General features: G+C 50.9%; 26 protein-coding genes and 1 pseudogene. 13 read left to right on the forward strand and 14 right to left on the reverse strand.

Features of this window, described 5'->3' with window-relative positions; translation table 11 throughout:
• Positions 1 to 29: 29 nt before the first annotated feature.
• Both AAC621_RS09120 and AAC621_RS09125 read left to right on the forward strand, forming a co-directional pair.
• Positions 30 to 1172, forward strand: coding sequence for a TauD/TfdA family dioxygenase (locus AAC621_RS09120; protein WP_340254601.1), 1143 nt, complete (start codon positions 30 to 32; stop codon positions 1170 to 1172).
• A complete protein-coding gene (locus tag AAC621_RS09125) occupies positions 1169 to 1897 on the forward strand; it encodes a class II aldolase/adducin family protein (RefSeq protein ID WP_340254604.1) in 729 nt (242 codons plus the stop codon). The genes AAC621_RS09120 and AAC621_RS09125 overlap by 4 nt, the downstream gene beginning before the upstream one ends.
• Before the next feature lie 12 nt (positions 1898 to 1909).
• Here AAC621_RS09125 and AAC621_RS09130 read toward each other — a convergent pair whose 3' ends face one another.
• From AAC621_RS09130 to AAC621_RS09160, 7 genes are all read right to left on the reverse strand, one after another.
• Positions 1910 to 3388 carry an inorganic phosphate transporter gene (locus AAC621_RS09130; RefSeq protein ID WP_340254607.1) on the reverse strand — a complete coding sequence of 493 codons (1479 nt, stop codon included), beginning with the start codon at positions 3386 to 3388 and terminating at the stop codon, positions 1910 to 1912.
• 26 nt (positions 3389 to 3414) lie between these two features.
• A complete protein-coding gene (locus AAC621_RS09135; RefSeq protein ID WP_340254610.1) occupies positions 3415 to 3912 on the reverse strand; it encodes an NUDIX hydrolase in 498 nt (165 codons plus the stop codon).
• 121 nt (positions 3913 to 4033) lie between these two features.
• On the reverse strand, positions 4034 to 5209 hold the full coding sequence (locus tag AAC621_RS09140; RefSeq protein WP_340254613.1) for an enolase C-terminal domain-like protein: 1176 nt from the start codon (positions 5207 to 5209) through the stop codon (positions 4034 to 4036).
• 11 nt (positions 5210 to 5220) lie between these two features.
• Positions 5221 to 6183 (reverse strand): 2-hydroxyacid dehydrogenase, encoded by a 963-nt coding sequence (locus tag AAC621_RS09145; RefSeq protein ID WP_340254616.1) that lies wholly within the window; start codon positions 6181 to 6183, stop codon positions 5221 to 5223.
• A gap of 11 nt (positions 6184 to 6194) precedes the next feature.
• Positions 6195 to 6962, reverse strand: coding sequence for an SDR family oxidoreductase (locus AAC621_RS09150; RefSeq protein WP_340254619.1), 768 nt, complete (start codon positions 6960 to 6962; stop codon positions 6195 to 6197).
• 119 nt (positions 6963 to 7081) lie between these two features.
• The gene (locus AAC621_RS09155) at positions 7082 to 8113 is read right to left on the reverse strand and encodes a 2-hydroxyacid dehydrogenase (RefSeq protein ID WP_340254622.1); all 1032 of its coding nucleotides are present in this window, start codon (positions 8111 to 8113) and stop codon (positions 7082 to 7084) included.
• 1 nt (position 8114) lies between these two features.
• The gene (locus AAC621_RS09160) at positions 8115 to 8915 is read right to left on the reverse strand and encodes an HpcH/HpaI aldolase family protein (protein ID WP_340254625.1); all 801 of its coding nucleotides are present in this window, start codon (positions 8913 to 8915) and stop codon (positions 8115 to 8117) included.
• 228 nt (positions 8916 to 9143) lie between these two features.
• On the opposite strand from AAC621_RS09160, the gene AAC621_RS09165 reads away from it, so the two are divergent.
• A complete protein-coding gene (locus AAC621_RS09165; RefSeq protein ID WP_340254628.1) occupies positions 9144 to 9842 on the forward strand; it encodes an RraA family protein in 699 nt (232 codons plus the stop codon).
• A 148-nt stretch (positions 9843 to 9990) separates the two neighbouring features.
• Here AAC621_RS09165 and AAC621_RS09170 read toward each other — a convergent pair whose 3' ends face one another.
• From AAC621_RS09170 to AAC621_RS12275, 4 genes and pseudogenes are all read right to left on the reverse strand, one after another.
• Positions 9991 to 10944 (reverse strand): phytanoyl-CoA dioxygenase family protein, encoded by a 954-nt coding sequence (locus AAC621_RS09170; RefSeq protein WP_340254631.1) that lies wholly within the window; start codon positions 10942 to 10944, stop codon positions 9991 to 9993.
• Between the two features lie 204 nt (positions 10945 to 11148).
• Positions 11149 to 11751, reverse strand: coding sequence for a membrane protein YczE (yczE, locus tag AAC621_RS09175; RefSeq protein WP_445322519.1), 603 nt, complete (start codon positions 11749 to 11751; stop codon positions 11149 to 11151).
• A gap of 140 nt (positions 11752 to 11891) precedes the next feature.
• Positions 11892 to 12749, reverse strand: a complete 858-nt coding sequence (locus AAC621_RS09180; protein ID WP_340254637.1) for a substrate-binding domain-containing protein — start codon at positions 12747 to 12749, stop codon at positions 11892 to 11894.
• Positions 12750 to 12821: 72 nt separating this feature from the next.
• A pseudogene (locus tag AAC621_RS12275) lies at positions 12822 to 12935 on the reverse strand (LacI family DNA-binding transcriptional regulator); the annotation flags it as partial.
• Between the two features lie 163 nt (positions 12936 to 13098).
• On the opposite strand from AAC621_RS12275, the gene AAC621_RS09185 reads away from it, so the two are divergent.
• The 3 genes from AAC621_RS09185 to rarD all read left to right on the forward strand — a co-directional run bounded on the left by AAC621_RS09185 (position 13099) and on the right by rarD (position 15943).
• A complete protein-coding gene (locus AAC621_RS09185) occupies positions 13099 to 14007 on the forward strand; it encodes an NAD(P)-dependent oxidoreductase (RefSeq protein WP_340254644.1) in 909 nt (302 codons plus the stop codon).
• Complete coding sequence (locus AAC621_RS09190; protein ID WP_340254647.1) at positions 14004 to 14870, forward strand: sugar phosphate isomerase/epimerase family protein; 867 nt, start codon at positions 14004 to 14006, stop codon at positions 14868 to 14870. Before AAC621_RS09185 ends, AAC621_RS09190 begins: the two co-directional genes overlap by 4 nt.
• 140 nt (positions 14871 to 15010) lie before the next feature.
• Positions 15011 to 15943: an EamA family transporter RarD gene (gene rarD / locus AAC621_RS09195; RefSeq protein ID WP_445322520.1), complete on the forward strand. Its 933-nt coding sequence runs from the start codon at positions 15011 to 15013 to the stop codon at positions 15941 to 15943.
• 104 nt (positions 15944 to 16047) lie between these two features.
• On the opposite strand, the gene dddP is transcribed toward rarD, so the two are convergent.
• Positions 16048 to 17388 (reverse strand): dimethylsulfonioproprionate lyase DddP, encoded by a 1341-nt coding sequence (dddP, locus tag AAC621_RS09200; RefSeq protein ID WP_340254653.1) that lies wholly within the window; start codon positions 17386 to 17388, stop codon positions 16048 to 16050.
• Between the two features lie 274 nt (positions 17389 to 17662).
• Here dddP and AAC621_RS09205 point away from each other — a divergent pair, with 274 nt between their 5' ends.
• Together AAC621_RS09205 and AAC621_RS09210 are read left to right on the forward strand one after the other, a co-directional pair.
• Complete coding sequence (locus AAC621_RS09205) at positions 17663 to 19081, forward strand: FGGY family carbohydrate kinase (protein ID WP_340254656.1); 1419 nt, start codon at positions 17663 to 17665, stop codon at positions 19079 to 19081.
• The gene (locus AAC621_RS09210; protein ID WP_340254659.1) at positions 19078 to 19767 is read left to right on the forward strand and encodes a class II aldolase/adducin family protein; all 690 of its coding nucleotides are present in this window, start codon (positions 19078 to 19080) and stop codon (positions 19765 to 19767) included. The genes AAC621_RS09205 and AAC621_RS09210 overlap by 4 nt, the downstream gene beginning before the upstream one ends.
• Positions 19768 to 19869: 102 nt before the next feature.
• Here the strand turns inward: AAC621_RS09210 and AAC621_RS09215 are convergent, their stop codons facing one another.
• Positions 19870 to 20718 (reverse strand): 3-methyl-2-oxobutanoate hydroxymethyltransferase, encoded by an 849-nt coding sequence (locus tag AAC621_RS09215; RefSeq protein WP_340254662.1) that lies wholly within the window; start codon positions 20716 to 20718, stop codon positions 19870 to 19872.
• Between the two features lie 87 nt (positions 20719 to 20805).
• Between AAC621_RS09215 and AAC621_RS09220 the strand changes: the two genes are divergently transcribed.
• The 3 genes from AAC621_RS09220 to AAC621_RS09230 are packed head-to-tail and all read left to right on the forward strand — an operon-like array spanning position 20806 to position 22471.
• Positions 20806 to 21264 (forward strand): c-type cytochrome, encoded by a 459-nt coding sequence (locus AAC621_RS09220; RefSeq protein WP_340254664.1) that lies wholly within the window; start codon positions 20806 to 20808, stop codon positions 21262 to 21264.
• Positions 21264 to 21608 carry a copper resistance CopC family protein gene (locus AAC621_RS09225; RefSeq protein WP_340254666.1) on the forward strand — a complete coding sequence of 115 codons (345 nt, stop codon included), beginning with the start codon at positions 21264 to 21266 and terminating at the stop codon, positions 21606 to 21608. Before AAC621_RS09220 ends, AAC621_RS09225 begins: the two co-directional genes overlap by 1 nt.
• The gene (locus tag AAC621_RS09230; protein WP_340254668.1) at positions 21608 to 22471 is read left to right on the forward strand and encodes a copper resistance D family protein; all 864 of its coding nucleotides are present in this window, start codon (positions 21608 to 21610) and stop codon (positions 22469 to 22471) included. Before AAC621_RS09225 ends, AAC621_RS09230 begins: the two co-directional genes overlap by 1 nt.
• Positions 22472 to 22536: 65 nt before the next feature.
• On the opposite strand, the gene AAC621_RS09235 is transcribed toward AAC621_RS09230, so the two are convergent.
• Positions 22537 to 23265: a hypothetical protein gene (locus AAC621_RS09235; protein ID WP_340254671.1), complete on the reverse strand. Its 729-nt coding sequence runs from the start codon at positions 23263 to 23265 to the stop codon at positions 22537 to 22539.
• A gap of 181 nt (positions 23266 to 23446) precedes the next feature.
• On the opposite strand from AAC621_RS09235, the gene AAC621_RS09240 reads away from it, so the two are divergent.
• Both AAC621_RS09240 and AAC621_RS09245 read left to right on the forward strand, forming a co-directional pair.
• Complete coding sequence (locus tag AAC621_RS09240; RefSeq protein WP_340254674.1) at positions 23447 to 24679, forward strand: mandelate racemase/muconate lactonizing enzyme family protein; 1233 nt, start codon at positions 23447 to 23449, stop codon at positions 24677 to 24679.
• A 150-nt stretch (positions 24680 to 24829) separates the two neighbouring features.
• Entirely contained in the window at positions 24830 to 25975 is a 1146-nt protein-coding gene (locus AAC621_RS09245; RefSeq protein ID WP_340254677.1) for an aminotransferase class V-fold PLP-dependent enzyme, read from the forward strand.
• Positions 25976 to 26062: the final 87 nt, after the last annotated feature.

Raw genomic sequence — 26062 nt, forward strand, 5'->3', positions numbered from 1 at the left:
TTATTATTGCAATCATCTGGACTAAAGTAATGCTTGACGGAAAATCCTCAGTCGTGACGGCAGTAGAGTTGGGGGATAGGGGCCTGTTCGTGACCCTACCCAAGCAGGGCCGTCGCTACCTAAATTATTATTGGCTGCGCGACAATTGCCCTAGTTCCTTCAGCCCAGTCACGCGTGAACGCAGTTTTGACATTTTTCATTTAGAGCAAGCGCCAAGAGCGAAAGCAGCCCGGATTGTTGATGGCATCCTGCACGTTGAGTGGGCAGACGAGGATCACGTGACGCGCATGCCGCTGCACTGGATTGAAACTTATGCAATTGGCAAGCCCCGCCCAGATCCAGCTGACCTCAAGCGTGAGGCTTGGTACAGCGATCACTACCCCAACGTTCCGCGTTTTGCGCAAGCGGATCTCCTTGCAGACACTGGACAGCGCTCAGCGTGGATTGAGGCCATGATCGTCCATGGCTTTACGATAGTCACGGACATGCCCGACAGTGACGAGGGATTGACCCAGACTGCTGAGTTGATGGGGTATGTTCGCCCGACATTCTTCGGCACGTATTTTGATGTGCGCACTCACATCAATCCAACCAACACCGCCTACACCTCGGCTGCGCTCGAGCTACACACAGACACACCCGCCGAGGAGTTTGCGCCGGGCATTCAGTTCCTTCACTGTCGTGTCAACACAGTTGAGGGAGGGCAGAGCCTTTACTCTGATGGCGTTGCAGTGGCTAATGACTTCCGGCTGCGAGACCCACGGGGGTTTGAGCTCCTCTCAACGATCTCAATTCCGTTCTTCTGTGAACACGACCACTACGATGCACGCTCACGCCAGACTGTGATTGAACTCGACAATCATGGCGAGGTGTCGGGTCTCACAATTAGCCAGCACATGGCAGATATTTTTGACCTCGATCAGACGCTGTTGGACGAGTATTACCCCGCCTTCTGCCGGTTTGGCCGTATGCTCCAAGAGGACAAGTATATGATGCGCTTCATGATGAAGGGCGGCGAGTGCATGGTGTTTGATAATCACCGAATTGTTCACGGGCGCGCGGCCTATTCAGCAACGAGTGGAGATCGCTATCTGCGCGGTTGCTACGTTGATCGCGGCGAGATGCGCTCGACATATCGCGCATTGGTCAGTGAGGGGCGGTTCAAGTCATGATGGACGAACATGAAATTACCCTGCGCGCAGAATTAGCCGATGCGTTTCGAATTTGTCACGCTCTCGGCTGGAGCGAAAGTGTCGGTAACCACTTCAGCGCGGCGCTAGACCCGGATGGCAAAGTCTTTCTTCTAAATCCCCGGTGGCAGCACTTTGCGACTATCAGTCCCGAGGATCTCTTGGCCTTAAACTCAGGTGACCCATCCGTCATGACGCGGGATAATGCGCCCGATGCATCTGCTTGGTGTATTCATGGGACAATCCACCGGCGACTGCCGAGCGCGCGTGTGGTGTTGCACGTGCACTCGCCCTATGCGACTGCCTTAGCCTGCCTTGAAGACCCCACACTCTGGCCGATTGACAATAACACTGCACGCTTCTTCGGCCGGGTCGCGTACGACCTGCACTTTGGTGGCATTGCGGACGCGCTAGAGGAAGGCGAAAGGATTGCAGAGGCCCTGTCTGATAAATCAGTGCTCGTGATGGGCAACCACGGCGTCACTGTCGTGGGACCTACCGTTGCCGATGCGTTTGAGGATCTTTATTTTTTCGAGCGTGCGGCCCAGACCCTCATGCTGGCCTATGCAACTGGACGCCCCCTGGCGGTGCTAGAGGATAAAGTGGCGAGGGATACCGCAGAGGGTTGGGTGGCCTATCGTGGTATGGCGGCACGCCACTTTAACCACCTGAGGACTGCCTATGGGCTAGCAAATAACGCTGGGTAGACAATAGTCGTCTCAGAGGTTTGAAAATACCAAGTAAATTGCTGCTGAAATTAAGGCCGCAGATGGGACTGTTATCACCCATGCGGCGATAATCGTCATGAAGTGTGACCGGCGTACCAGCTTGCGGCGCTTCTTCTCCTCGCGCCCCGGTAGGTCAGATTTCGATAGGCCAATCTGTAGTCTCTGTCGCCGACGATCTGCATCCCACTCTCGGAAGAAGCCCACTCCGAAGACACCACCAACCGCTATGTGAGTTGAGCTTACTGGTAGCCCGAGCCAGCTGGCCACAATAACCGTAATAGCCGCTGAGAGGGCCACGCAGTAGGCCCGCATTGGGTTAAGTTTCGTGATTTGATTGCCGACCATGTGGATCAGCTTAGGGCCAAATAGGAATAAGCCAAATGAGATCCCGAGCGCCCCAATAATCATGACCCAAAGGGGAATGGCTGCGGTACTTTCCACCATACCTGATTTCGAGGCCTGCACAATGGCAGCAAGCGGACCCACGGCATTGGCCACGTCGTTTGCGCCATGTGCGAAACTCAACAATGCCGCGGAGACGAGTAGCGGTATGCGGAACAATACCTTGAGCGACTTATTTCTATTTTCCAGTCCCTCGGATTGTTTCTTGATCACTGGAAACATTAGGATTGTGACTAAGATGCCCGCTGCCACTCCGATACCGAGCGCTGTGGTGAGATCAATCTTCACTAACTTCTTGATGCCCTTGAGCGCCAAGTAAGTTGCAAATGCACCGGCCATAATTCCAAGTAAAATCGGCACCCACTTTCGAGCCGCCTGAATTTTATCTTCCTGATAGATGATCCGAGACTTGATCAGCGCCAAAAAGCCCGCCGCGATGACGCCACCCAACACGGGTGAGATGACCCAACTCGCCGCGATCGCACTCATGGTGGGCCAATTAACGCTGGCCAACCCCGCGGCGGCGATGCCCGCGCCCATGACCCCGCCCACAACTGAGTGAGTGGTGGACACTGGCGCGCCAATCCAAGTCGCTAGGTTAACCCACAGGGCAGAGGCCAATAGGGCGGCGAGCATAGCCCAAATGAAACTCTGGGTGTTAGACAGTGCGGATTGGTCAATAATGCCCTTCGCAATGGTCGAGACCACATCTCCGCCCGCTATCAACGCGCCCGCGCTCTCGAATACAACGGCAATCGCGATTGCGCCGGCCATTGTAATTGCCTTTGCGCCTACGGCTGGCCCCATATTATTTGCGACGTCGTTGGCTCCAATGTTGAGTGCCATGTAGGCACCAAAAATTGCTGCCAACACAATTAGGAAGCCACCATCGGAGAAGCCGAACATTGTGGCACTGGCTAAACCGGCTATCGCAATGAAAACAAACGCAAGGCTGGGGCCAACAATTGGGCGCGAAACATAATTAGACGCAACTTCAATTGCAGAAAGACGATCGAGGTCACGGTCGAGGGTCTCCAAGTGCCGTGGATCAAACTGATTTTGTGCCATATCTCTCTCCAAGGCCGTGAAGTTCGTCAGCGCCCCACGGGTGTATCTTGTCCTGCTATCGCTATCGAGAAATCTAAGATCATCTTTTTTAATTCGGGTTCCGAAACTTTTTTGGCTGCCTTCTTCGGGGTGAACCACTTACGCTTACGCTGGCTTTTCTCGGGGTAGTTTTTTGTGACCTTCGATACCTCGCAGGGATACACAAAAGTCGTGACGGGCAGGGCCAGGCCACTCGCCATTTTCTTGCGATAGCGATATTGTCCGAGCGGTTCGCTTTCGATCTGAGCAACAGCCACGCCGGCCTCCTCCCAAGCTTCCTGCTTTGCAGCGGGGGACCCGTGTTTGCCCGGCATTGGCCAGCCCTTTGGAATAATCCAACGCTTCGTGCCGCGGCTCGTGACCAGCAGGATCTGTAATTTCCCTTTTTTCTGGCGATAGCACAGTGCGCCGACTTGAACCCACTCGGGGCGCTGCACCAACAGCTTGAGGCTCTCTTCAACGATTTTTGGAATAAAATTTTTCATGCGGTGCGGATGCCGCCTCTCTGCCGAAGGTGCTTTTGAGCCTCAATGATATTTTGTAGTGTGGATTAGATCCAATAGCCAGCTCAGGGCCCAATATTGTCTTGATGACTAGATCGGCCCTCTAGTTGTAAATGAGCTGGTGTGTTTTGTGCGCGGCAATAAACTCCCAGTCGTAAGCCACGCCAAGCCCCACGCCATCAGGCAATTGGACCATGCCGTTTTCGTCAATGCAGACGAGTTGGTCAGTGTAGCCGCATTCATACACTGGCGGAACTGCATTTGGGCAGTCAGGCCCCACCAGGGCCACCTCGTAGAAATTTGAGTTGCGGCTGCGGGCGATCATATGGCGATGCGCGGGTCCACAGGCATGCACTTCGACATCCACGCCAAAACTTTCGGCCATATTATGAATTTTAAGGCAGCCCGTGATCCCCATGTCATATTCGGGATCAGAGCGCAGGAAGTCAGTGCCGCCCGCAATTAAGAAGTCAGCTTTGGGTTCAACGCCACGCACGTGTTCAGTTTGTAGCAACGGAGTGCGCAACATTTCGCGTAATTTCTTGTGGGCAAAGGCTGAGACGCCGCTGTCGCGGTAGGGATCTTCAAGCCAAAAGTAATTAGCCTCGTCGCAGGCCTTCCCGACGTAAAGCGTGTCCGCGAAATTGCGCAACTGACAGGCTGGGTCGAGCATCAGCGTCATCTCATCTCCCACAACCTTACGCACGTGAAGCACTAACTCTGCCTCCTCTCGGGCATTGCCATCATGCCAGCCGTGGATTTTAAAGGCGCGATATCCCATTTCCTTGCAGGCCAAGGCGAAGTCACCGTAGGCCTCCTTGCAGTCTAGCCCACCACTGCGGTCGCCGTGGTAGGTGCTCGCATAGGCGGGGAATTCCCGCCGGTGGCTACCGAGTAGTGTTGCTATTGAGCACCCAAGCGCTCTCCCCTGCCAATCCCACAGGGCGATATCAAGCGGCCCATGCCCCATATGATCAAACTGGCGGGCCTCACGCTTGAGGTCGTCGTAGATCCCCTCACGCTCCTCCGCCTCGCGGCCAATTAGCATTGGCGCCAGCATCTGCATTTGCCCAAATACCGAGAGTGATGCTCCCCAGTTCACGACGTAACTTCCAATGCAGCCGTCTCCTGTCTCTATTTCGACGGCGTACTTTTTGATTGGAGTGGATGCGCCCTTTCTGTAATAGAGCCCGCCGATTGAACTGCCCCCGGCGGATGGCGCCAGATTTGCGGCTTCAAATTCGAATTCAGTGAGGGTGACGCGCATAATCTTGGTCATTGGAGAGTTTCCTAATTTAACTGATTTATGAGTGGACGGCCCTCGGTCAGGCGTGTGATGTTGTCCGCGATTGTTGCCTGCCGCCGCGCTACAGTGCCGTCCGTCCAGCCAGACATGTGCGGCGTCATAACTATGTTTGACAACTCCTCGAAGCGGCGCGTCGCGGGGCGGTGTGGTGTGGCGGCGTCAGTCGGATAGCTGTACCACGTGTCTATGATTGCGCCTGCAATTTTCTCGTCCGCGAGGGCCTCGTATAGTGCGTCTTCTTCTACCACGCCGCCACGGCCCACGTTCAGAAAGACGCAGTGGCGCCGCATGGCGGCAAAGGCTGAGTGGTCAATCAATGAGACTGTGGAGGGCGTGAGCGGGAGCGTGTTGACCACAATGTCAACCGCGCCCAGCATATTGTTTAGTTCGTCGAGACCATAAACGGCGGTATAGTGTCTGTCGGTGACGGGGCTTCGATTGGCAACATGCACCGCCATGCCAAAGGCCGCCGCCCGATCTGCAACGGCCTGCCCGATGTGGCCGTGGCCAATGATCCCAATGCCCTGCGCACCCAGTTCGGTTCGTAGCGCTTTGGGGCCCGCACCAGCCCACAAATTCCAAGCTCCCGCTCTCAATTGAGCGTCTGCCGTCGCCAGGGGTACGTGACGGGATAGAAGGGCAGACATCACATATTCGGCAATCGCATTCTCGTGGCCGAAGGCATTACACACTTTGCAGGTGGCCGGAAGAGCGTCAAATGCCACCTGGTCGTAGCCTGCTGCGGGTAGCTGGAACAGTTGCGCATTTCGAGCGGTGACGGGGGACTTGAAGTGGACACCCACTATAACGTCCGCTGCGTTAAGTTCATCCTGCGCAATTTGATCAACCGCGTCCGGTACGCTGGTGATCTCATGGGGAATTTTTAACCGGTCGGACACTCCCGGTAGAAAACTGACTGCATTCGCTCCGTAGAAGACAATTTTCATTCTGATCACCTTCAGAGAACTGAAATCATGCCGCCATCGGCATAGATAATTTGTCCTGACACGTAGTTAGAGGCGTCCGAAGCAAGATATATGCACGTGCCGGCTAATTCCTCAGGCCGCCCCCATCGCCGCATTGGTGTGCGTGACTTGACCCACTCATCAAACTTTGGGTTGTTAATAAGCGCCTCGTTCATGTCTGTGATCATGTAACCGGGTCCAATAGCATTGGCCTGAATGCCTAATTCTCCCCACTCTGCTGCCATGGCTTTAGTAAGCATTTTGATGCCGCCCTTGGCTACAGTGTAGGGAGCCACCGTCGCACGCGCGAGCTCTGAGGTGAGCGAGCCGATATTGATAATCTTGCCGTGTCCGCGTTCGGCCATCCGCTTAGCTGCCTCGCGACCAACAATGAAGGCGGCAGTCAAATTTGTGTCTAGTACGCGATGCCAGTCCTTAGTCTCCAGTTCAAGCATTGGTTTACGAAACTGGATCCCCGCATTGTTGACCAAAACGTCAACTTTAATTCCGTTTGCATCAAGTTCTTGGAACGCACAGATAACGGATTGCTCATTGGTGACATCAAAAGCGGAAACTCTAGTGCTCAATCCCAGTCCCTGTAGCTGAGCACGGGCAACCTCGAGGTTCTCGTCGTTAGTACCATTTAGGATTACACTTGCTCCGGCCTGTGCCAGACCCTTGGCAAAAGCAAGTCCCAGCCCGCGTGAAGACCCTGTAACCAGTGCGGTCTTTCCTGTCAGATCGAAGAGCGTAACGCTCATATTAACCCTCCTAATAATGCCTTTTGGAGAGCTTGGCTTTTAAGGCGTCAGGAAGCAAGGCCATCGCAATCTTAGTCAAATTTTGGTCAGGATGAAAATAGACCAATGAAAAACAATCTTTAAAACCAGGATTGTTGCCTCGGATGCTCTAGCACGCTTCTGTTTACAATGTATTGAGGTGTTCTCCGGTCAGCGTATGACAGAACGCTCCCGATCGCATCTCGTGCGATGTTATCGAAGCATTCATCTGTCCAGCATAATGAGTGAGATGTAGTGATCACATTGTCCATTTTGAGAAGTGGGTTCGCCATGTCTACAGGCTCTTGTTCAAAAACATCTAACCCTGCGCACGATAGATAATTTTTTTGAAGCGCCTCGATCAGATCAACTTCCTTAATCACTGGACCACGTGCCACGTTTATTAGAGCTGCAGTTCGCTTCATTCTGGACAGCTTACTCATGTCTACCAGGTGATAAGTATCCTGGTTGAGTGATGTCGCTATAATTAGGACATCACTTTTTTCAAAAAGCTCTTCAGTACTTAACTTTTCCGCGCCCAACGCACTTAGTTCTGCTACGGAGCAATTTGGGTCAGCAGCTGCTAATTTCATTTCAAAAGGTTGCGCAAGGCGAAGTATTTCTTTGCCGATGCTGCCCGCCCCGAGGACACCTAACACCTTACCAGTCAGCCCCGTGCCCATGTAATCGGCATTGTGGGACCACCCGCCGGCACGCGTCAAATTATGCTTCTCAATAATGCGATGGGTCACAGCCAACATCATAGTCATGGCCATCGTGGCAACCGGGCGGCGCACCGCATCAGGAGTATTGGTGACCATAATTCCTAAGTTGTTCATGCCATCAATATCAACTGAGTCAAAGCCCACTCCGTGGCGCGCCAGCAGGCGTAACCGACCAGTGAAGGGGCCAGTGCGTGGCGCTATTTGTGAGAATGAAACTTTCTCCAGCATTAAGTAGATTGCATTGAAATTTTCGGCATCATGCGCGTCAATTTCGGTCTTTTCTACCGGTAGGATCGTGGCATCAACGTCCGGGCGATCCATGAGTTTTTGCAAGATCTGTGGGTCGAAGCACGGTGCACCGTCACTTCCAAAAATTGAACCCGATATTCCTACCCTGAACTTTTGCACATCAATTCTCTACGGTTTTGTTACTGAGAGAATTGATGAAATTAATTCCGCTGTTTAGCTCCGCCTTAAGCAAAATGTGATCTATGCCATAGGCAATCATACGAAATCCATGCCCCCAATACTCCTCAGCGACCGCTTTGTTGACGGCCATGAAGCCTGCAAGTTTCCCATTTTTGTTGGCTGCAGATACAATCCGCGACACAGCGGCAAGGTAGTCGGGGTGATCTAGTTGCCCGGGTATACCCATAGAGCTGGTTAGGTCGAAATGTCCCAGCCATAGCACGTCAATACCCTCGACGGCAGCAATTTCGTCGACGTTTTTAAGCCCTTCAGCTGTTTCGATCATGGCGATTAAAATGGTTTTTTCATTGGCGTCTGCCATGATTGCCGCCGGGGCCCTGTCTGAATAGTCGTCGTGTGCCACACCAAATGCAGTGCCGCGCTTGCCAATCGGTGGGTAGTAGGCCCGCTTTACAAGGTCTCTTGCCTGGTCAGCAGTTTCTATCATGGGTATCATCACACCATGGGCGCCTATATCTAGTGCCTGGCCGATTGTGTTCCCTTCCACCGTAGGTACCCTAACAAACGGCGCAATATCGAGCCCTCTGCATGCAGCCATTTGATTTTTTAATGTCTCAAATCCAATTCCGGTGTGCTCCATGTCATACATAAGAAAATCAGCACCCGCGGACGCGGCTATCATGGGCATTCCAGTCGAGAAAAATTCGAAGACTAACATCCCAGAAAGGTGGCCTTTAGCTACCTTATTCTTTGTTACGCTTTTTTTGTTTTCTAGAACCATTGTCTCGACACCTTGTGATCAAACTAACTGTGTCTAATGGACCACTTTAAAAGCAAGAAAATTTTAACCGCGCACCGATCCATTTTTTCGGTCAACTTCGCTAACACGCTCATGAAACTGGCCTAAATTGATGGCTGTAGACGTAATATCCATCTAACGAAAATTGATAGCCAGTGAGCTGTAAATTTGTCATTCTTTGATTTTTACAGGTTAGAGAAAAGGTCCATTATGATTGAAAATCCGCCAAGGTTAATCATCAAGAGGAATATTAGCCGTCCTACCAAAGCGCAGGTTGCGGCTTTTCAAAATGTACCGACCAGCTTTGTTGCAGATGCGCTAGATGGAAAAGGCGCTCTGAGTGAGAACATTCAACCCCTGGGTGCGGGCCGAGACATCAAATGTGTCGCGGCAGGACCAGCAATAACGGCTTATTCGGGTCCGGCTGACGTTTTAGCTAGCTTTGCTGTTCTGGATTTAATCGAAGGCGGCGAGATGGTGGTTGTGTCTTCTGACGCCCATCAGAGTTGTGCTGCGGCTGGCGATCGATTGATAGGAATGTACAAAAACTGTGGCTCTGCTGGATTTATAACCGATGGCCCCGTCCGCGATTATTCAGGCATTGTCGAAGTAGGTCTGCCGGTTTGGTGTACAGGCCTCACACCTGCATCTCCCTACATGTCGGGGCCCGGAACAGTTGGCTTTCCAATTCAAATTGGTGGCCAACAGGTTGAGACCGGTGACATGATTGTTGCTGACCTTGACGGAGTAGTTGTAGTTCCCTTTGCCAAGATCGATGATGTTATTCAAAAGCTGGAACGCATAAAATCTCTCGAAGCCGAGTTGGATGCGCAGGTCGCACAAGGCCTTAAAATGCCGAAGTGGTTGCCAGATTTAATGAAAGGCAGTGATGTCAGATACGAAGATTAGAAGTTCCTAAGACTTAACGCGCTGCTTTTCATTCAATGGTAGAAAACTAACCAATTTCAGCCGCACCCCCTGCGCACCTGGGGGTTTGGTTGTACGGAAATAGGCCTCGGCTACCGTGAAGCCTACCAGACCACACAGGAACTGGGATTTAAGCACAAAATGGCGCGTCGCTGGTCCAGCGGTGGATCGGTATGTGGCTCTGCGTCGAGAGTTTTTTCCGCGCTTCTTCCCATGATTTTTTCCAAGCTTTCCAGTCTGTCAGCACCTGGCCGGGATCTGCTTTGCTACGCGCAATAAATTCTGGGAAGTGTGATCTACCCGTAGGCTGCCCGGTTTTGTTGAAGCGTATATCGAAAGACCATCTGAATTTATTCGTCATGTTGTCTAGTGACGCGTGGGGCGTCAACGGATGTAGGATTAAAATGCCGCCCGACTTAACGGGCAAAGGTATTGCATTGCTCTGTTCTAAAAAGCCGTCCGCTATTGTGGTTTGTCGCTGTGGGCAATGAGGCAATAAGCTCTGTTCAGTCTTCTTTGGAATAACTTGCAGGCAGCCGTTACTGACGGTCGCGTCGTTAACGGCACACCACACAGTAACCATGTCGGTGGCGTCGGCTTCATCGTGGGCAACACCACGGTCTTGATGCCATGCCGTGTTACCAATGTGGGGACGGACCTCGTCCTGGTGCAATCTTTTCGCTGGTGGTTTCAATCGAACATGTTGGATTGGGTTGGAAGTGATTTCAGGACCAATGAGATCTTCTACGATGTCAAGAAGTCGGTCAGCGGTGAGGAGTTTGAAGACGGCGGGACCAAAGTGCATGGGTGTGTTTTCACTGATCTCATCCCCTGGCAGGGAAATATCCATCGGCTGGAACCAGTCGCACCCTGCTTCATAGCAGTGCATGAGCTTGGTGTAGAAGTCTTCTTTTTTTATGCTAGCTGCAATTTTCCCTTCGGAAATCCAGCCGTCAACGAGCTCATCGAGTAGGTTTTCGTATTCTTTACGTACGGGTTCCAAGATAGTTTCTTGATCAAACACATCTTCGACCACGAGGTAGCCATTGGTGTGAAAAGATTCTTTTTGTTTATCTGTCAGCACATCAATTTCCTCCCAAGCTCAACTCACCATGCCTATGAGAATTACAAACGCCCTCTGAGCTAATCAGCAGATAAAAATTTGGTCAAGTTTTTAGCGCATTAGGCCGGGCTCTCAAAAATTTTAGTAATCTTCAAGAGGGCTTTGAAGGTTCTGCCTAGCAGCTTGGCATGCGTTTTATTTGATAAAAACTTAAAAATCTTTCCATTAGTGTGAATTTTTTTTGCCAAATAAGGAAATTAAAATAGCCATGCTGAGTGCAATCGACGGGCCAATCCCAAATGCGAATAAAAGAGTTCCGATGCCCACAATTCCACCGAGCAGCCACCCTACAGTCACCACCAAAATTTCAATTGCGCTGCGAACCCATACAATCGGTAATCCCGTAATCCTCTGAGCTCCTGTCATCAGGCCATCACGCGGCCCCGGGCCAAGATTGGCAATCAAATAAATTGCTCCACCAAATCCAGTCGTGAATACACCCAATGCGCCTTCAGCTATTTTGAAGATTGGTTCTTCAAAAACTGGGATATGTGGCAGCGCTAAATCCATCACTGAGGCTACGATGATAATGTTTAGAATGGTCCCGATGCCCGGCATTTGTCTTAGCGGGATCCACAGAAGAAGTACTGCACAGCTGACCACGAAAGTCGTCAACCCTATGCTCCAGCCGGTAAGGCGTGAAATCCCTTGAGCAAAAACCGTCCATGGGCTCACCCCTGATCCTGATGCTATGAGGAGTGTCTCCCCAAACCCAAAAATTATTAGCCCAAATATGAGCATGGCGCACGACGTAAAAGGGGGGCGCATACTAAGTGGGACCGGCGCACTCCAAAAGAGCTGTGGTATGGTTTTAATTTTGAGAAAGCTCAAGAATGCTCCGAAGTCATATCGTTTATGTTGTGAGCATGACGCTCACACATGATCGAAAGTGGCAATAAATAAATCATTTATTGAGGCAAACTATTCAATGTTTGCTGGCCGCTATCACGAGGTTCCAGATTTTCCCTGGTTATAATCTCTACAGGCACGTGAATGTTGTCACTTTGCCCATTGATTAGGTAGTTTAGGCAAACATTTATGGCGCGCTCAGCCATCAGTCTCATATCTTGGTGAAGAATAAATTGAAAAATGCCCTCTCCTAGATGACTTCGGGTTCTGGGTGTTAGGTTGTGTGCAATGACGCAAATTTCTGAAGTTAAATTGGCCTCACTCAGGGCACGCACAATCCCTTCGTTGCCGCCACCTACATTGTACAGCCCGACCAAGCCGGGAGTGTTACGGATAATTCGGCTTAAGTTCTCGTGATTTTGTTCAGCCGTGTCATGGCCTAGCACAGTTTCAAGTATTTTAAGGTGCTTTGCGTGGCTCCTGAGATAAGAGCGAAACCCCATTTCTCGATTTTCGTGGGAACGATATAACTGGCCACCCGAAATAATTACAACTTCGCCGCCGTGAGGGCATGCTAGACCCATTAAGAGCCCCGCAGTTCGCCCCGCCGCTCGTCCGTCACTACCAACAAACCCAATAACTGGCGCATTAGGCAGGGGAGAGAGAAGACTAAGGCAAGGCACTCCTCTATTATTAAGATAGGAGACAGCATCACGAACCCTTGGATCTTCTAGAGCCTGAAATATAATCACGTCCCACTTGCCTGAGCCACAGTTGCGTAGTTTGCGAGCTAAGGCGGCAGGCTCCAGTTTGGGCGAAAATGCGCATTCGACAATGGCATTCCCCAAAGCGCCAAACTCGTTAAAACATTGGGCAAGATATTCAGTGGATAGCCCGGCCATTTCAGGCAAAATCACCTTTAGATGCCATGGCCTAGGGCTGCGCGCCGTCCACGCACCACTCTCTATTGCAGATTTGGCTTGGAGAACCTTTTGTCTGGTCGCGTCCGACACATGGCTGCGTCCATGTATAACCCTATCGACAGTGGCACTGCCAACATTGGCGAGACTTGCAATTTCCTTGATACGAGCGCGACCAGTCATATGGTACCTAATACATCAAAATACATCAAATAAACTCGCTTAAAATCAGATATCACATCAAATTTCATCAAATATGAAAGTTGCAAGGGATTTTTCTTGGCTTTTGGCCGCTTGTGCGGTGCTTTTTAACGGCGGATGGCAAGCAGAACAGTGGAGGGTGATTATGAAGGCAGCGGTTGTTGGCCTTGGGGATATGGGCAGCGGCTTGGCTTTGAATTTGATCAAGGCTGGCTTTGAGACTTGGGGCTTTGACATTGATCAGAAGCGAATGGCTAGTTTTTCTGAGTTTGGAGGAACACCGGCAGAAAATTTGTTCGAGTTAGGCCGCAATGTGGACGCAGCGTTCGTAATGGTGATGACTGGCGCGCAGGCCAAGGAGGTGATCTTTGGAAAGGGTGGGCTAGTGGAAGCCATGCGTAGGGGTGGAATTATTCTGATCACTGCCACAATTAAACCGCATGAGCTTGAAGAGATCGCAGAAGGATTAAAATCGACTGGGCTCGATTTGGTCGATACTCCAGTGTCTGGCGGATTCCCCGGAGCACAATCGGGCACACTTACAATGATGGCCGCCGCTCCTTCAGATATCCTTGATCGTGCGGCGCCTGTCATGGAGGCTGTGTCAGCCAAAATTCATCGGGTTGGTTCAGCCCCCGGACAAGGTCAGACAGTCAAGGCGTGCCTGCAGACAGTAATTGGATCGATTTTCGCAGCGAATTTTGAGGCGTGTGTTCTTGCTGCAAAGGCGGGCATTTCGGGGCAAGTGATCCACGATGTTTTCACCACATCTGGAGCTGGATGTGGCGTTACTAAAGCGGCTCTCGAGAATATAATCGACCGTAAATTCGAGGGGACGGGCAGTCACATCTCTACCATGCACAAGGATTTAACCATTTCCCTTGATTTGGCACAGCAAATGACTGTGCCGCTGCATATGGCTGCTCAAGCGATGCAAGTGTTTCATGCAGGTAAAATAAAGTACCCCAATGGAGACAATTGGGTTTGTACGCGGGTTATTGAGGAAATAGTCGGTGTAGAATTGCACCGCGATGGGGCGAGGGCCATTAGATGAAACTTGGTGTGATTTGTGACGGTATCAGCCGTGATCTCTACCATGCCGTCGATGTAATGGATGAGTTCGACTTAGAATACGCAGAATTACAATTTGTTTGGGATGCCGAGGTGGGTGATCACACGCCAGAGCAGATCAAAGAAATGGACAGTCTCTTGAGAGATCGCGGTAAGCCCGTCTCCTGCCTCTCCCGTCACATCTTTGCGGGTATGACCCAAAACAACAAACCCGGTGACACACTCCACACAACCCATATGGACGCACTTAAACGCGTCATCGACATGGCACACATTTTAGATGCGGGATTAGTACGGATCATGACGCCAAAGAAGGAGCAAATACTTTGGGGTAGTCATGGAGCAGAGCAATGGAACGTCGCGAAGGGCGCGTGGGACGCTATTCTGCCGCTGATTGCGCCAGCAATCGAGTTGGCCAGGGCTGAACGTGTCAAGTTAGTGGTTGAAACGGGTAATGGCACGATGGTTAATTCCAGTTACACGGGTCGTCGTCTGATTGATGATCTGGATGCAAAGGACGTCTTGGGCGTTCTGTGGGATCCAGCTAATAATTGCTGGTGTCACGAGGTGGCATTTCCTGATGGCTACAAGGAATTGAGCCAGGGTTACTTAGGCCACGTTCATATAAAGGACGTCCAAGTTGACACCCCAAGGGCACACCTTGAAGTGCGCCGAATGGATGAGGGACAGCTAGCGCCCTACTTTCCGAAAATTGCTAGTTCCTTACGACAAGACAGCTACCAAGGGGTAATCTCTTTTGAGAGCGTATACCACAAGGGAGACGGAGACTTTGAAGCTGGTTTCAGGAGTTGCATTGATCGCTTCAAGGCGCATTTTTCTAGCTAAGTTGTGTATTTCTTACTACAGCTGACCCTGTAAATCCATAAAGCGCTCAGGATACTGGCGAATACATTCACCAATCGCTAATGGTGATGAAGTAACAGTGTGTGCTGCTTGAACACTATAATGTTGCACTAAAGTTTTTTCTGCGAGTTAGGGTTGATCGAGTGGCAAACGAAAGCACAGATAGCCGTTCGGGCCTCGCATTTGCTGTATCAGCTTACCTCCTTTGGGGAATACTTCCTATTTACATGAAGCTACTTGCACATGTGTCACCGGCGGAGGTTGTCGCTCATAGAGTAGCTTGGTCTGTTCCAATAGCTGCCGCAGTTTTGATATTATTGGGTAGAGTGTCTGACCTTGTGCAAGCCCTAAAGTCGCCGAAGATGTTGTCTATGGGCCTTTTGACCGCGGCACTCATCTCCTTCAATTGGACAGTTTATGTTTGGGCGATAGCTAATGACCACGCGCTAGATGCCGCGCTAGGGTACTATATTAATCCCCTCTTTAGCGTTGCACTTGGGGCTATTTTTTTAAAAGAGCGCCCGAACTTAATTCAGCTTGTGGCAATCGGTTTTGCAGTAATTGCTGTGGTAATATTGACAGTTTCAGCGGGTAGCCTGCCTGTGGTGACAGTGGCACTTTTTGTGAGCTGGGGCATGTACGCACTAGCCAAAAAACGTTTGCCCATTGGCCCCAATCAAGGCTTCCTTTTGGAGGTCTTGGTGTTGCTGCCATTCGCCCTGGGTTACATATTTTATTTAATTTTAACTGGAGCGGGTAGCTTTCTCGTAGAGGGTCCTGTGACAACACTGCTGCTTCTGGGGTGTGGTGCGGTGACTGCTGTCCCTTTGTTGTTGTACTCCAACGGCGCTAAGCGGCTGCGTCTGACAACGATTGCTATCTTACAGTATATTGCTCCGACCATGATATTCCTGTGCGCGGTGTTCATTTTTAAGGAACCGTTTACTGGGCCTAAAGTAATTGCTTTTCCACTTATTTGGATCGCACTTGTCGTGTACACAGCTTCATTGATTAGTAGCCTTGGCAGCACAAAGTCGGGCTCAAAAATTCGCTAAAGCGAAAATATTTTTAAAGGTTAAGTACAACGCTGAACCACGCAGGCTAGATTTTGCCGCGGGTTGGAAAAAATCGACATGACTGGGTGTGCGTCTCTAGAACACTATGAAGCCAATAATGCTGGGTCAAACGGATAGGTCGAGAGATTTTCGTATCCGCACTCAGTGATGACGACCTGGTCTTCCAACTTGATCGAGAAATCCTGTCCCACTTCACTCACCAGTACCTCCACGCAGAGCGTCATGCCGGGCTGCAGAGTGTAGTCGAATGCCCCGGCGACCTCCTGGTCGGGGTAAGCCACCAACGGCCACTCGTCGCACAGTCCGACGCCGTGCATCAGGCACCCATACTTTTGGGCTTGGTATTTGTCTGCGAGGCGATGCGATTTCGCCACGAGCTCTGGGATGCTGATGCCGGGCCTCAGTAAGCTCATGTTGTTCATCATGTGCTCGTGAGCGTGCCGCATTGCCTCCACCATATCGGGGCGAGGGCGTTGATCGCCCACCCACCAGGTCCGGCTCATGTCAGTGCAGATGCCATAACTGCCGACGAGGTCAGTGTCGAAGGCTATGATTTCATTGTTCTGCACGATCCGTCCACCGCACTCCTGAAACCATGGATTGGTGCGCGGGCCCGAGGTGAGTAGGCGTGTCTCGATCCACTCACCCCCTCGGCGAATGTTTTCTGCGTGCAGCACCGCCCATATGTCGTCTTCTGAAACTCCGCCACGCGGCACCTCGGTCCGGGCAAAGTCCTCCATCTTCTGCATGGCGGTCTCGCAGGCGTGGACCGAGCAGCGCATGGCCCGTATCTCGTCGGGCCCCTTAATTGAGCGGGCCTTCTCGGTCAATTCCTCGCCCTCCATGATCTCCAGGCCCTGCGCCTCGAGCGCGCGGAGCCCGTGGATCATGATTTTGTCAACGGCGAGGCGGTGGTTTTGGCCGGCGTGCTCCTCAAGGAGGATCCTCACCTCATTGGAGAATTGATCCGCGGCCACGTCAATTTTGTCGCCGCGGTCAAAATAGAAGAGATCAGCCCCGGACCGGGCCTCGCGCACAAGTGGATTGAATTGTGACAGGAATGGCGCGTTCTTATAGTCCCACATTACCATATACCCGTCCGCACACAGCAGGACTGCACGGAATGGGTTGTGGGTGTTCCACAGCTGCATGTTGGTGCTGTCAGTCGCATAGCGAATATTGAGGGGGTCAAAGAGCAAGAGGCCGGCGTAGTCGCGCGCCTGAATTGCCTGCGTTAGGCGGAACCAACGATAACGTCGCATCTCCTGCAAATCAGGTAGAAGTAGACCCGCATCGGCCCACTCCGCATAGGCAAGTTGAGTCGGGCCAATTTCAATTCGATCTTGGTCATTGGGCGTATTGTCACCGGTGACAGCACCGCGACTGGGGTCAATCTTGCGACTGTCTCGAAAGTGATTGTTCATAACACGCCTCCCGCCTCTAGCGTTATGAAAGTTCGGCGGCCGAACGCGTCAATTTGCGACCAAGTTTCGAGGAGTTCTTGACGCTTTTGGATCTCTGTACCGCTACTAGTACGCTTTGTTTGTGTTATGAATGGTGTTCCGGACAAGCGATGATCGGATGTGGCTGCAACTAATAACCCCATTGAGCCAAAACTTACGCAAAGGTAGCGTGCAGTAGGCGTAATACGGTTCTTCATAAGTGTATTGTGCCTTTGTGGTAGGGGAGTGAGTGAGCATGGATAATCAGACAGTTGCCGTCCTCGACCACGGCAAATCAAACGTCAAATTATTCATATGTAGCAAGAGTGGTGACGTCATAGATAGCCGCTTGACTCGGAATGTGTCGGTAGAATCTAAAAATTGGCGGCATACAGATCTTATCGGGCTAAACGAATGGGTGTTCTCTACACTAGCTGAATTAAATCAAAACCACTTCATTGGAGATCTCATCGTAGCGGCCCATGGGTCGGGTGGAGTGTTGGTTGAGGATCGTAATGAGGTCGTTGGCGATGGAGCCTTAGTACCTATGATCGACTATGAACAAGAGCTTCCAGAAGACATCGCTATGGCGTACGAAAATATTGAGGCCAGCTACCTAGATCGTGGTTCGGCCTTAATGATGGGTGCCAGTCACGTAGCCCGTCAGCTTTTTTGGATTGAAACTGAGCTACCTGAAGCCATTAAGCATGCTCGGTGGTTTTTATGCCTTCCACAGTACTGGGCATGGCGTTTGAGTGGTGTGGCTGTCAGTGAATTTACAATTTTAGGTGCTCAGTCTCACTTGTGGAATGTGCCTCAGTCTAGTTGGACGGAGTTAGTGCGGGATCGCAACTGGCAGAGAATATTACCACCAATGACCTCGTCTGATGCGGTGCTTGGAAAGATACGACCGGAATTGGCCCAAAAATATTCACTGCCTCTTGATATTAAAGTGCACGCGGGGATCCATGATTCATCGGCCAATTTTTATAGTTATAAATCGTTAGGCCTTGAGGAGTTCACCGTTGTGTCTACCGGCACTTGGACCGTGGCCCTCGCTGGGGGATTTGACCCGCTGCAGCTGAATGAGGCACTGGGGATGACGTGCAATTCAGATCCGTTTGGCAACCCAGTTTGTGGCGCACTGACGATGGCTGGACGTGAATATGAGACTATCGCAGGTGTCCAACCCGCCGGAGCAAGAGCCGACCTCAGTGTGATCCAGGAATTGGTATTGCAGGGGACCATGGTGCTACCGAGTTTGGGCGATGATAATGGCCAGTTTCCAGGTTCTGCGCGTTCTGGGCAGATAGTCGGTCCAAAACCAGACACACAAGAACAGCGTCTTGCCTTGGCGATCATTCACAGTGCGCTTCTTACGGTGGAGTGCGCAAACACCTTGGGACCTGATCGAACATGGATATTAGACGGGAGCTACTTGCAGGAGCCACTCTACGCAGCAATGGTAAACTCAATACGCTCCCTATCCGCGCCTAATGCGAAAACTTTTATAAATGAGGCGGCTGATGGCCTCTCAAGGGGAGCGGTCGCATTATGTTACCCATCTACAGTTTTACCACCAACGCTCGGGCATCCATCCAAACTGGATAAGGTCCAAGGTTTGAAAAAATATGTCGATGATTGGCAAAGGCTTGCAAGGGAGAGAGTTGAATGAAACCTGATGAGAAGAAACTGCGCGGCATTATGATTGAGACCTGCTTAAAGATGAATGCGCACGGTATAAATCAGGGCACATCTGGAAATCTTTCCGTACGCTATGGTGATGGATTTTTGATTACACCCTCTTCAACCCCATACGATCAAATCAGCCCTGAGGATATTGTGCAGATGGATTGGGACGGCACCTATCTTGGGCCCCGGCCGTCATCGGAGTGGCGCTTCCATCGCGATATACTAAAAACACGTGTAGACGTTGATGTTGTGTTGCACTGTCACTCCACCTTCGCCACTGCTGTGGCTTGTCACCATCGAGACATTCCGGCTTTTCACTATATCGTTGGTTTAATGGGCGGTAATACCCTTCGATGTGCCCCTTATGCGACTTTTGGCACCCAAGAGCTCTCCAATGCAGCGATAGACGCCCTGGAAGGCAGAATGGCGTGTCTGCTCGCGCAGCATGGTCAAATTAGCCTAGGGAAGAATGTTGACGGCGCCCTTGCAATGGCCATCGAGGTAGAGTCCCTAGCAAAAATTTACATTAACGCCTGTGCGTTAGGTGAACCGCCAGTGCTCTCCGATAATGAAATGGATCGGGTATTGAAGCAAATGAAACGCATGAGCTACGGTAGAGGGCCTGAGGCTGACGACGCACTGGATATCGCGAAACCAAGGTCGGCGTGAAATCAATGCTTATGCCACCTCTGAGGAGGGTTTGTTAAAGACTTACACGTGCGGTTGCACGTATGATCCAGGTCCACATTTCTTATATATCAAGTCAAAATTTTATTGATGCGTTGGCCTCCACTTATCTAAGGCCTCGAGAAATTTGTCTTTCTCGCCTTCGTGCATCGAAATGTTGTTTTTTGGATATGGGAAGTTTTCGTTTGCTACCTCATTATGAAATTGTGTGAGTGCGGCGACGCGTTCCTCGTGAATTTGTTTCTGTAAGCGTCCAACATTGCCAAATGCGTGTGCATGCTTTGGCGGCCTTTCCTCTTCGCTATCTTCCCCACAAATGTCGGCAACAAAGGACATAATCACGTCCCCGGCCATGCCTGATCCCAGCGAGAACGTGACGATGGACGTCTTGTAGTTCACGGCCTCCAAAACTTCCTCTGCGATGCATTCGGCTTCGACCGCAATTACGCCCACTTCTTCGAGGCGTTTCAGATTTTCAAAAATTTTAATTGCTTCATCGGCATTGCGTCCCCAACCCCTTAGGCCACCACAGTACTGACTGAAGGTTGGGATCAACCCAATGTGGCTCTGAACCGGGATCCCCTCTCTCGACATCATTTCCAAAGCATCAAGCGAGCGCAGTGTGTAGTACATGTCTGCGCCACGTCGCATGGCCTCAAATGCGTCAGCTAGAATTTCTGCATTTGAACCAAATTGCGCCCATCTTGAGCCTACTCGTGCGAAATGGGTCGGCGCAATTTCTCGAATGTCATCTATTTGCTCCATCCCTCCAACGAACAAGTCTATGCCTGCCTCTTTGCACGCGAGTATTTCAGCGCGGTTTGCCGGGTTGGCCATCGACAGTTTTTTGGGATTTACCTTTAGGTCTTGCAGGTCCGCTATGGTGTAATTGCGCTTCGCGGGTTTTCTTGAGAAATCATAAATGCGTTTCATATCGGGCATGCTCCTAGCAATTATTTAAGCCATCAGTCATTGTGCTGAGATAAGGCAATTCGCTGAGAGATGAGGATACACTTAGAAATGAAACGAGCAATAAAACTTGGTGCAGGATTCCTCGTTATTAGTGTCATTGGCTATGTTGCATTAGGTAGTAATAAGCCCGCTGAAGCGGTCACACTCGACGCTGAAAACCCTTTTTTGGTCTTACAGGGCAGCCAAATCTATAGAGACAATTGCGCAGCCTGTCACGGCGCTGATCTTCAAGGTGAGCCTAACTGGCGTCAAAGGGGGTCAGACGGACGTCTTCCAGCACCTCCGCACAACGAAGATGGTCACACTTGGCATCACGATAGCTTAACTCTGTTTAATTTAACAAAATACGGTGTGGCTGCGCTGATAAATGACCCTAGCTATCAGTCGAACATGCCCGCGTATGACGGTGTATTGAGTGATGAAGAAATCATAGCGGTTCTGAGTTATATAAAATCCACTTGGCCCGAGCAAATTAAGACCATGTACGATGAAATGGAGCGACAGTAATGAAACCTCTTTTGTTAGCGTGTGTTTTAGTTTTGAGCAGTTATGGAGGGGCTCAGGCTCACTCAAAATCTGAAGAAACCACCCCCGTAAACATGTCCTCCGTGACTGAAGTTGATCAGATTGAGATCCGGTTTGACGATCCGATGCGCGTGACTGCTATCTCGCTAACTGGGCCTCATGGAGAGGCCGAAATCGAACGCCAAACTGGTTTAGAGCCAACGACTGAGTTTATTGCAACTCCACAAGGAGTATTAGCGCCAGGGAACTATCAGGTGGAATGGCGGGGCCTCTCGAGTGATGGTCATCCGATGGAGGGTGCCTTCTCATTTGAGGTTGTCGACTAATGTTCGACGGCATTATCGTGATCGCAATTGCGCTCAAAGCTGGGAATTATGTCGCCAGTCTATTATGTTTAGGCGGTCCACTATTTATAATGTCCTTTCCGGCGGCGGGAAGTGGGATCCGGCAGGTCGTAAAGCGCGTCACCATTGCCTGCGCAATTCTAGTGCCCTTTCTTTTGATGCTTCGCATTGCCACTAGGTCGGCTCGTATTTCTGGGATTGGGCTTGATGGTATGCTGGACCAGGTCATGCTGCAGATCGTCTGGGAGAGCCCGTTGGGCACCTTCGCCGTGCTGCAAATTTTAGGTGCATTCCTAGTCTTTATTGCTATCCGGCTGAAAGGCTTTCTATATATTGGTGGACTTATTGGATCCCTATGCTTGGCGTCTTCATTCGCTGCCATTGGCCATTCCCTTGGAGAGCCACGCCTTATTCTCGCTCCACTAATAGTTACACACATTTTGTTTGTTGGTTTTTGGTTTGCAAGTTTGGCTCCATTGTATCGAGTATCAATGACTTCAGGCGGTGTGGTAATCCTCCACAGGTTCGGGGTCGTTGCGAGCCTGGCAGTGCCGGCTTTGGCAGTCGTTGGACTGATTTTTGCTTCCAATATGCTGGGTTCTTGGCACTCACTAGTCACGACTGACTATGGCGTCACACTTCTCGCAAAACTGATACTAGTGACAGCGCTCTTGGGATTGGCCGCTATTAACAAGCTAAAACTAGTTCCGGAAATGGCCCGATCCACCGCATCGGCTGGTCAGGGCCTACGGCGCTCCATCCTTCTGGAAGCAGGCATAATGTGCGCAATTCTGTGTGTGACTGCCGCGTTAACCAGCGTCACCACGCCGCCCGCCAATCTGTAGCCTGTGAGGTTTGTCGAGAAAGATATTTATTCTTTTCCGAATGCTCCGAAAAAAGCACTTACAGATCAATTAAGCTTAACCTGGTGCCCGACCGCATCTAGCCAAAGTAGATCAATTGCGTCGACTACCTTTGGATCGAAGTTACTTTTCTCTTCCCAGTATCTTCCTGAAGGGACGAAATAGTTAGCGGCTGCTTCGGCTTGCAGTGCTTTGTCCACGCAGTTTTTTTTGAATTGTGTTGGTGTTAATCCTTCGAGTTCGGAGCGACAAGCTCGCGGGAATAAGAGCCGTGTTTGTTGCGCCATAGATAAATTCACGACCGCACAGCCAGCCCTTGACGCTAAGGCCCAAAATCTAGCTGATTTTGCCTCAAGTGACCGTAGGGTGATATCATCTCGCAATGGATCTGCTTTGCCGTGGCCATAAAAGTGAGTGGGGCCCTTATCCGGATATATCATGTCGCACCCGATCATCGCGATCACGCGAGGCTTCAGTGCTCCGAGCGCCCAGTAGCCAGCAGTAAAAGCCATTGTTCCGCCGGCATACACAAAGCCACCGAATTCATTTTGCACCGGGACATACTCTCGTGCGCCAACGATACGTTGTCCTCTTTGCAGTGAATTTGGCCGTCGATTTGCGGGAAAGTCTTCGGGGTGTATCAGCCAGTCCCAATCCTCACGCACCCGCCAGGCATTGTTGATGGCAACAAAAAATTCTGAGGGTTTGCGCGGATGGTTACGTGTCTTTGTAACACTTGGCCCAGATCCCAGAATGATAACAGTGCAATCCGTCATTGTTTCTTCTTGCAATACAATCCTATTTTAAATGTTAGCTCAGCCTGGGCTAAATTCTAGAAATTGGCCCACGGTTGACGGTTTGCAGCTTACTCCTCCATAGTGAAAAGCTTTTTTTCCGACATGTTTTTGATACTCTGCTGAGGGTAGGCATCTTACGAAATCGATATCACTGTGTGTGATGATTGATTACTACAAGAGTGATCCCATCACTCGTCGAGGAGACTTAGACATGTCCAGTTTGAGGATTGAGAGTGTTGATTTCTTTTACCTGTCAATGCCGCAAGTCACGGTTGCAGCTGATGGGAGCCAGGACGCATTGGTGGTCAGGGTGCGTGGGGGCGATTACGAGGGATGGGGAGAGTGTGAGGCAGCTCCATTACCGTCAATTTCTGCATTTGTCTGCCCAATCTCGCACGGCGCATGTCGTCCAGTATCTGACGCAGTGCTCGGGGCGCGGATCGAAAGCCCAAATGATATCAGAGCAATTGCCGCAAAGGTTGCTTACAACTCTATGGACCTACTGCAGGCCGCTCACACGTGGTCCGGAATTGAAATGGCCCTATGGGACTTGCTTGGCCGGGCTCGAGGCGTCCCAGTTTGGCAACTCTTAAATTGGGAGAAGGCATACGCCAAAACTCCCTACGCCTCAGTCTTGTTTGGCAGCAGCCCTGAGATAACATTGTCCCGTGCCAAAGACATAAGATCCAGTGGCTTTCGAGCCGCAAAATTTGGTTGGGCACCTTTTGGCCAGTCTGTTGAAGCTGACGCCAATCAAGTGGCAGCAGCCCGAGAAGGATTGGGTCCAGACGGCATCCTCTTGATAGATGCCGGTCAAATATTTGGTGAAGACGTGGAGGCGGCAGCGGCGCGGCTGCCAGCTATGGAGGCTGCCAATGTCATGCTATTTGAGGAGCCCTTTCACGGTCACGCATATCGTGCGTATCAGTCGCTTTCTAGCCAATGTAGCACAGTCAAAACCGCTGGCGGAGAGGCGGCACATAATCGGCACATGGCAGAGCACTTGATTGACTTTGGAGGCGTTGGCTTCATCCAAATTGATTGCGGTAGAATTGGTGGTATTGGGCCTGCGGTCGATGTGGCGCGCTATGCCGCCGAGCGAGACGTGGTCTACATAAATCACACGTTCACATCGAACCTAGCTCTGTCAGCCTCAATCCAACCTTATGCCGGCCTCCAGAGCCATAAAATCTGTGAGTATCCCACCGGTTTGTCGGCGCTGGCACGCGAGCTGACGATTACTCAGATCGCCCCCAATGCCAATGGAGAGATTGAATTGCCAGATGCTCCAGGGTTGGGAATTGAGCTGAACCTCGAAGCCCTGGAAACCTATCGGGTGGATGTGGACATCCGCATTAATGGGGAGCGTGTTTTTCATTCTCCTGGAATTTAAGGTACCCCAAAGCTATGCTATACATATTAGGAACAAATGAATTTTGGTGAGTGCAAAATCACGAAATAAAAGCAAATAGCGATGTCGAAAAAGATTGTGTTCTAGTGATAATAAAGACAGCTTTTCCCAGTGAATTAGGGACAATAGATAATGGGTAAGCCGATTATAGCCTCTCAAAAACATCTCTTCGATATTCCTGACGAGGTCGCCTATCTGAACACCGCATACATGTCGCCGCTCATGCATTCTGTTGTCGCAGCAATCGATGAAGGCGTGCGGTTGAAGGCGCAACCCTGGCGGCTAACCATTGATCATTTTTTTGAAGAAGTAGACACCGCCAAAAAGTTATTTGGGCAGTTGGTTAATGCGCCTGAGGACCGAATTGCGGTCGTTCCCTCCGCCTCTTACGGGTTGAGTGCGGCGGCCAATAACATTCCCCTAACTCAGGGTCAGCGCATTATCACTCTGAAAAATCAGTTTCCGTCACACACCTATCCGTGGAAGCGCAAAGCGCGTGAGACCGGTGGGGATTTTGTTGAAGTAGACGTTCCCCAGGGTGCGGCAGCAACCGCTGCGCTCCTACAGGCAATTGATGAGCGCACCGCTATCGTGGCCGTGCCTAACGTGCTCTGGACCACAGGGGCTTATATTGACCTGGTAAAAATGCGCTCGCGATGTGACGAAGTGGGTGCTGCGCTCGTCTTGGACTTGACACAATCTGCAGGAGCGCTGGTCACTGACTTAACTATAATCCGCCCAGACTTTGCGGCCGTGGCAAATTATAAGTGGATGCTCTGCCCATATTCTACTGGATTTCTTTACGTGGATCCCACCTATTTTGAAGGGAAGCCACTCGAAGAAGGCTGGGTTACGCGGCAGGGTGGGCGTAATTTTTCTCGTCTCACTGAGAACCCAGAAACATTTGAGGCTGGCGCAGTCCGATATGATATGGGTGAGCGAGCAAATTTCGCGCTTCTACCCGGTGTGAACGAGGCGCTGCGACAATTGCTTGATTGGAATGTAATGGCGATTGAGAGCACGCTCGCTGCCCGTAATGCAGATTTGTGTCGCAGGCTCAATGCGCTTGGATTGAAAACTGTTCCCGCTGAAAGCCGTGGGGCACATTTCATTGGCGCACAGTTGCCGTCAGGTGTACGCGAGGACCTCTTGCTCCAATTGGCAAAAGAAAATGTATATTTATCAGAGCGCGCGGGTTCTTTGCGCATTACGCCGCATCTCTGGAATGATGACAGAGACTTTGACCGGGTGATAGAGACCTTGGGGAAATTGGTCTGATTTGTAATCAGCGAGACTCAATTTTGAGCCCGTCTGAGGGCGTGTCATTCGAAGTCATATTCTTATTTTCATTCTCCCGCTGAATTG

It is taken from the genome of Roseobacter sp. HKCC-CH-9208 (assembly GCF_037805125.1).
Lineage (GTDB): Bacteria > Pseudomonadota > Alphaproteobacteria > Rhodobacterales > Rhodobacteraceae > M30B80.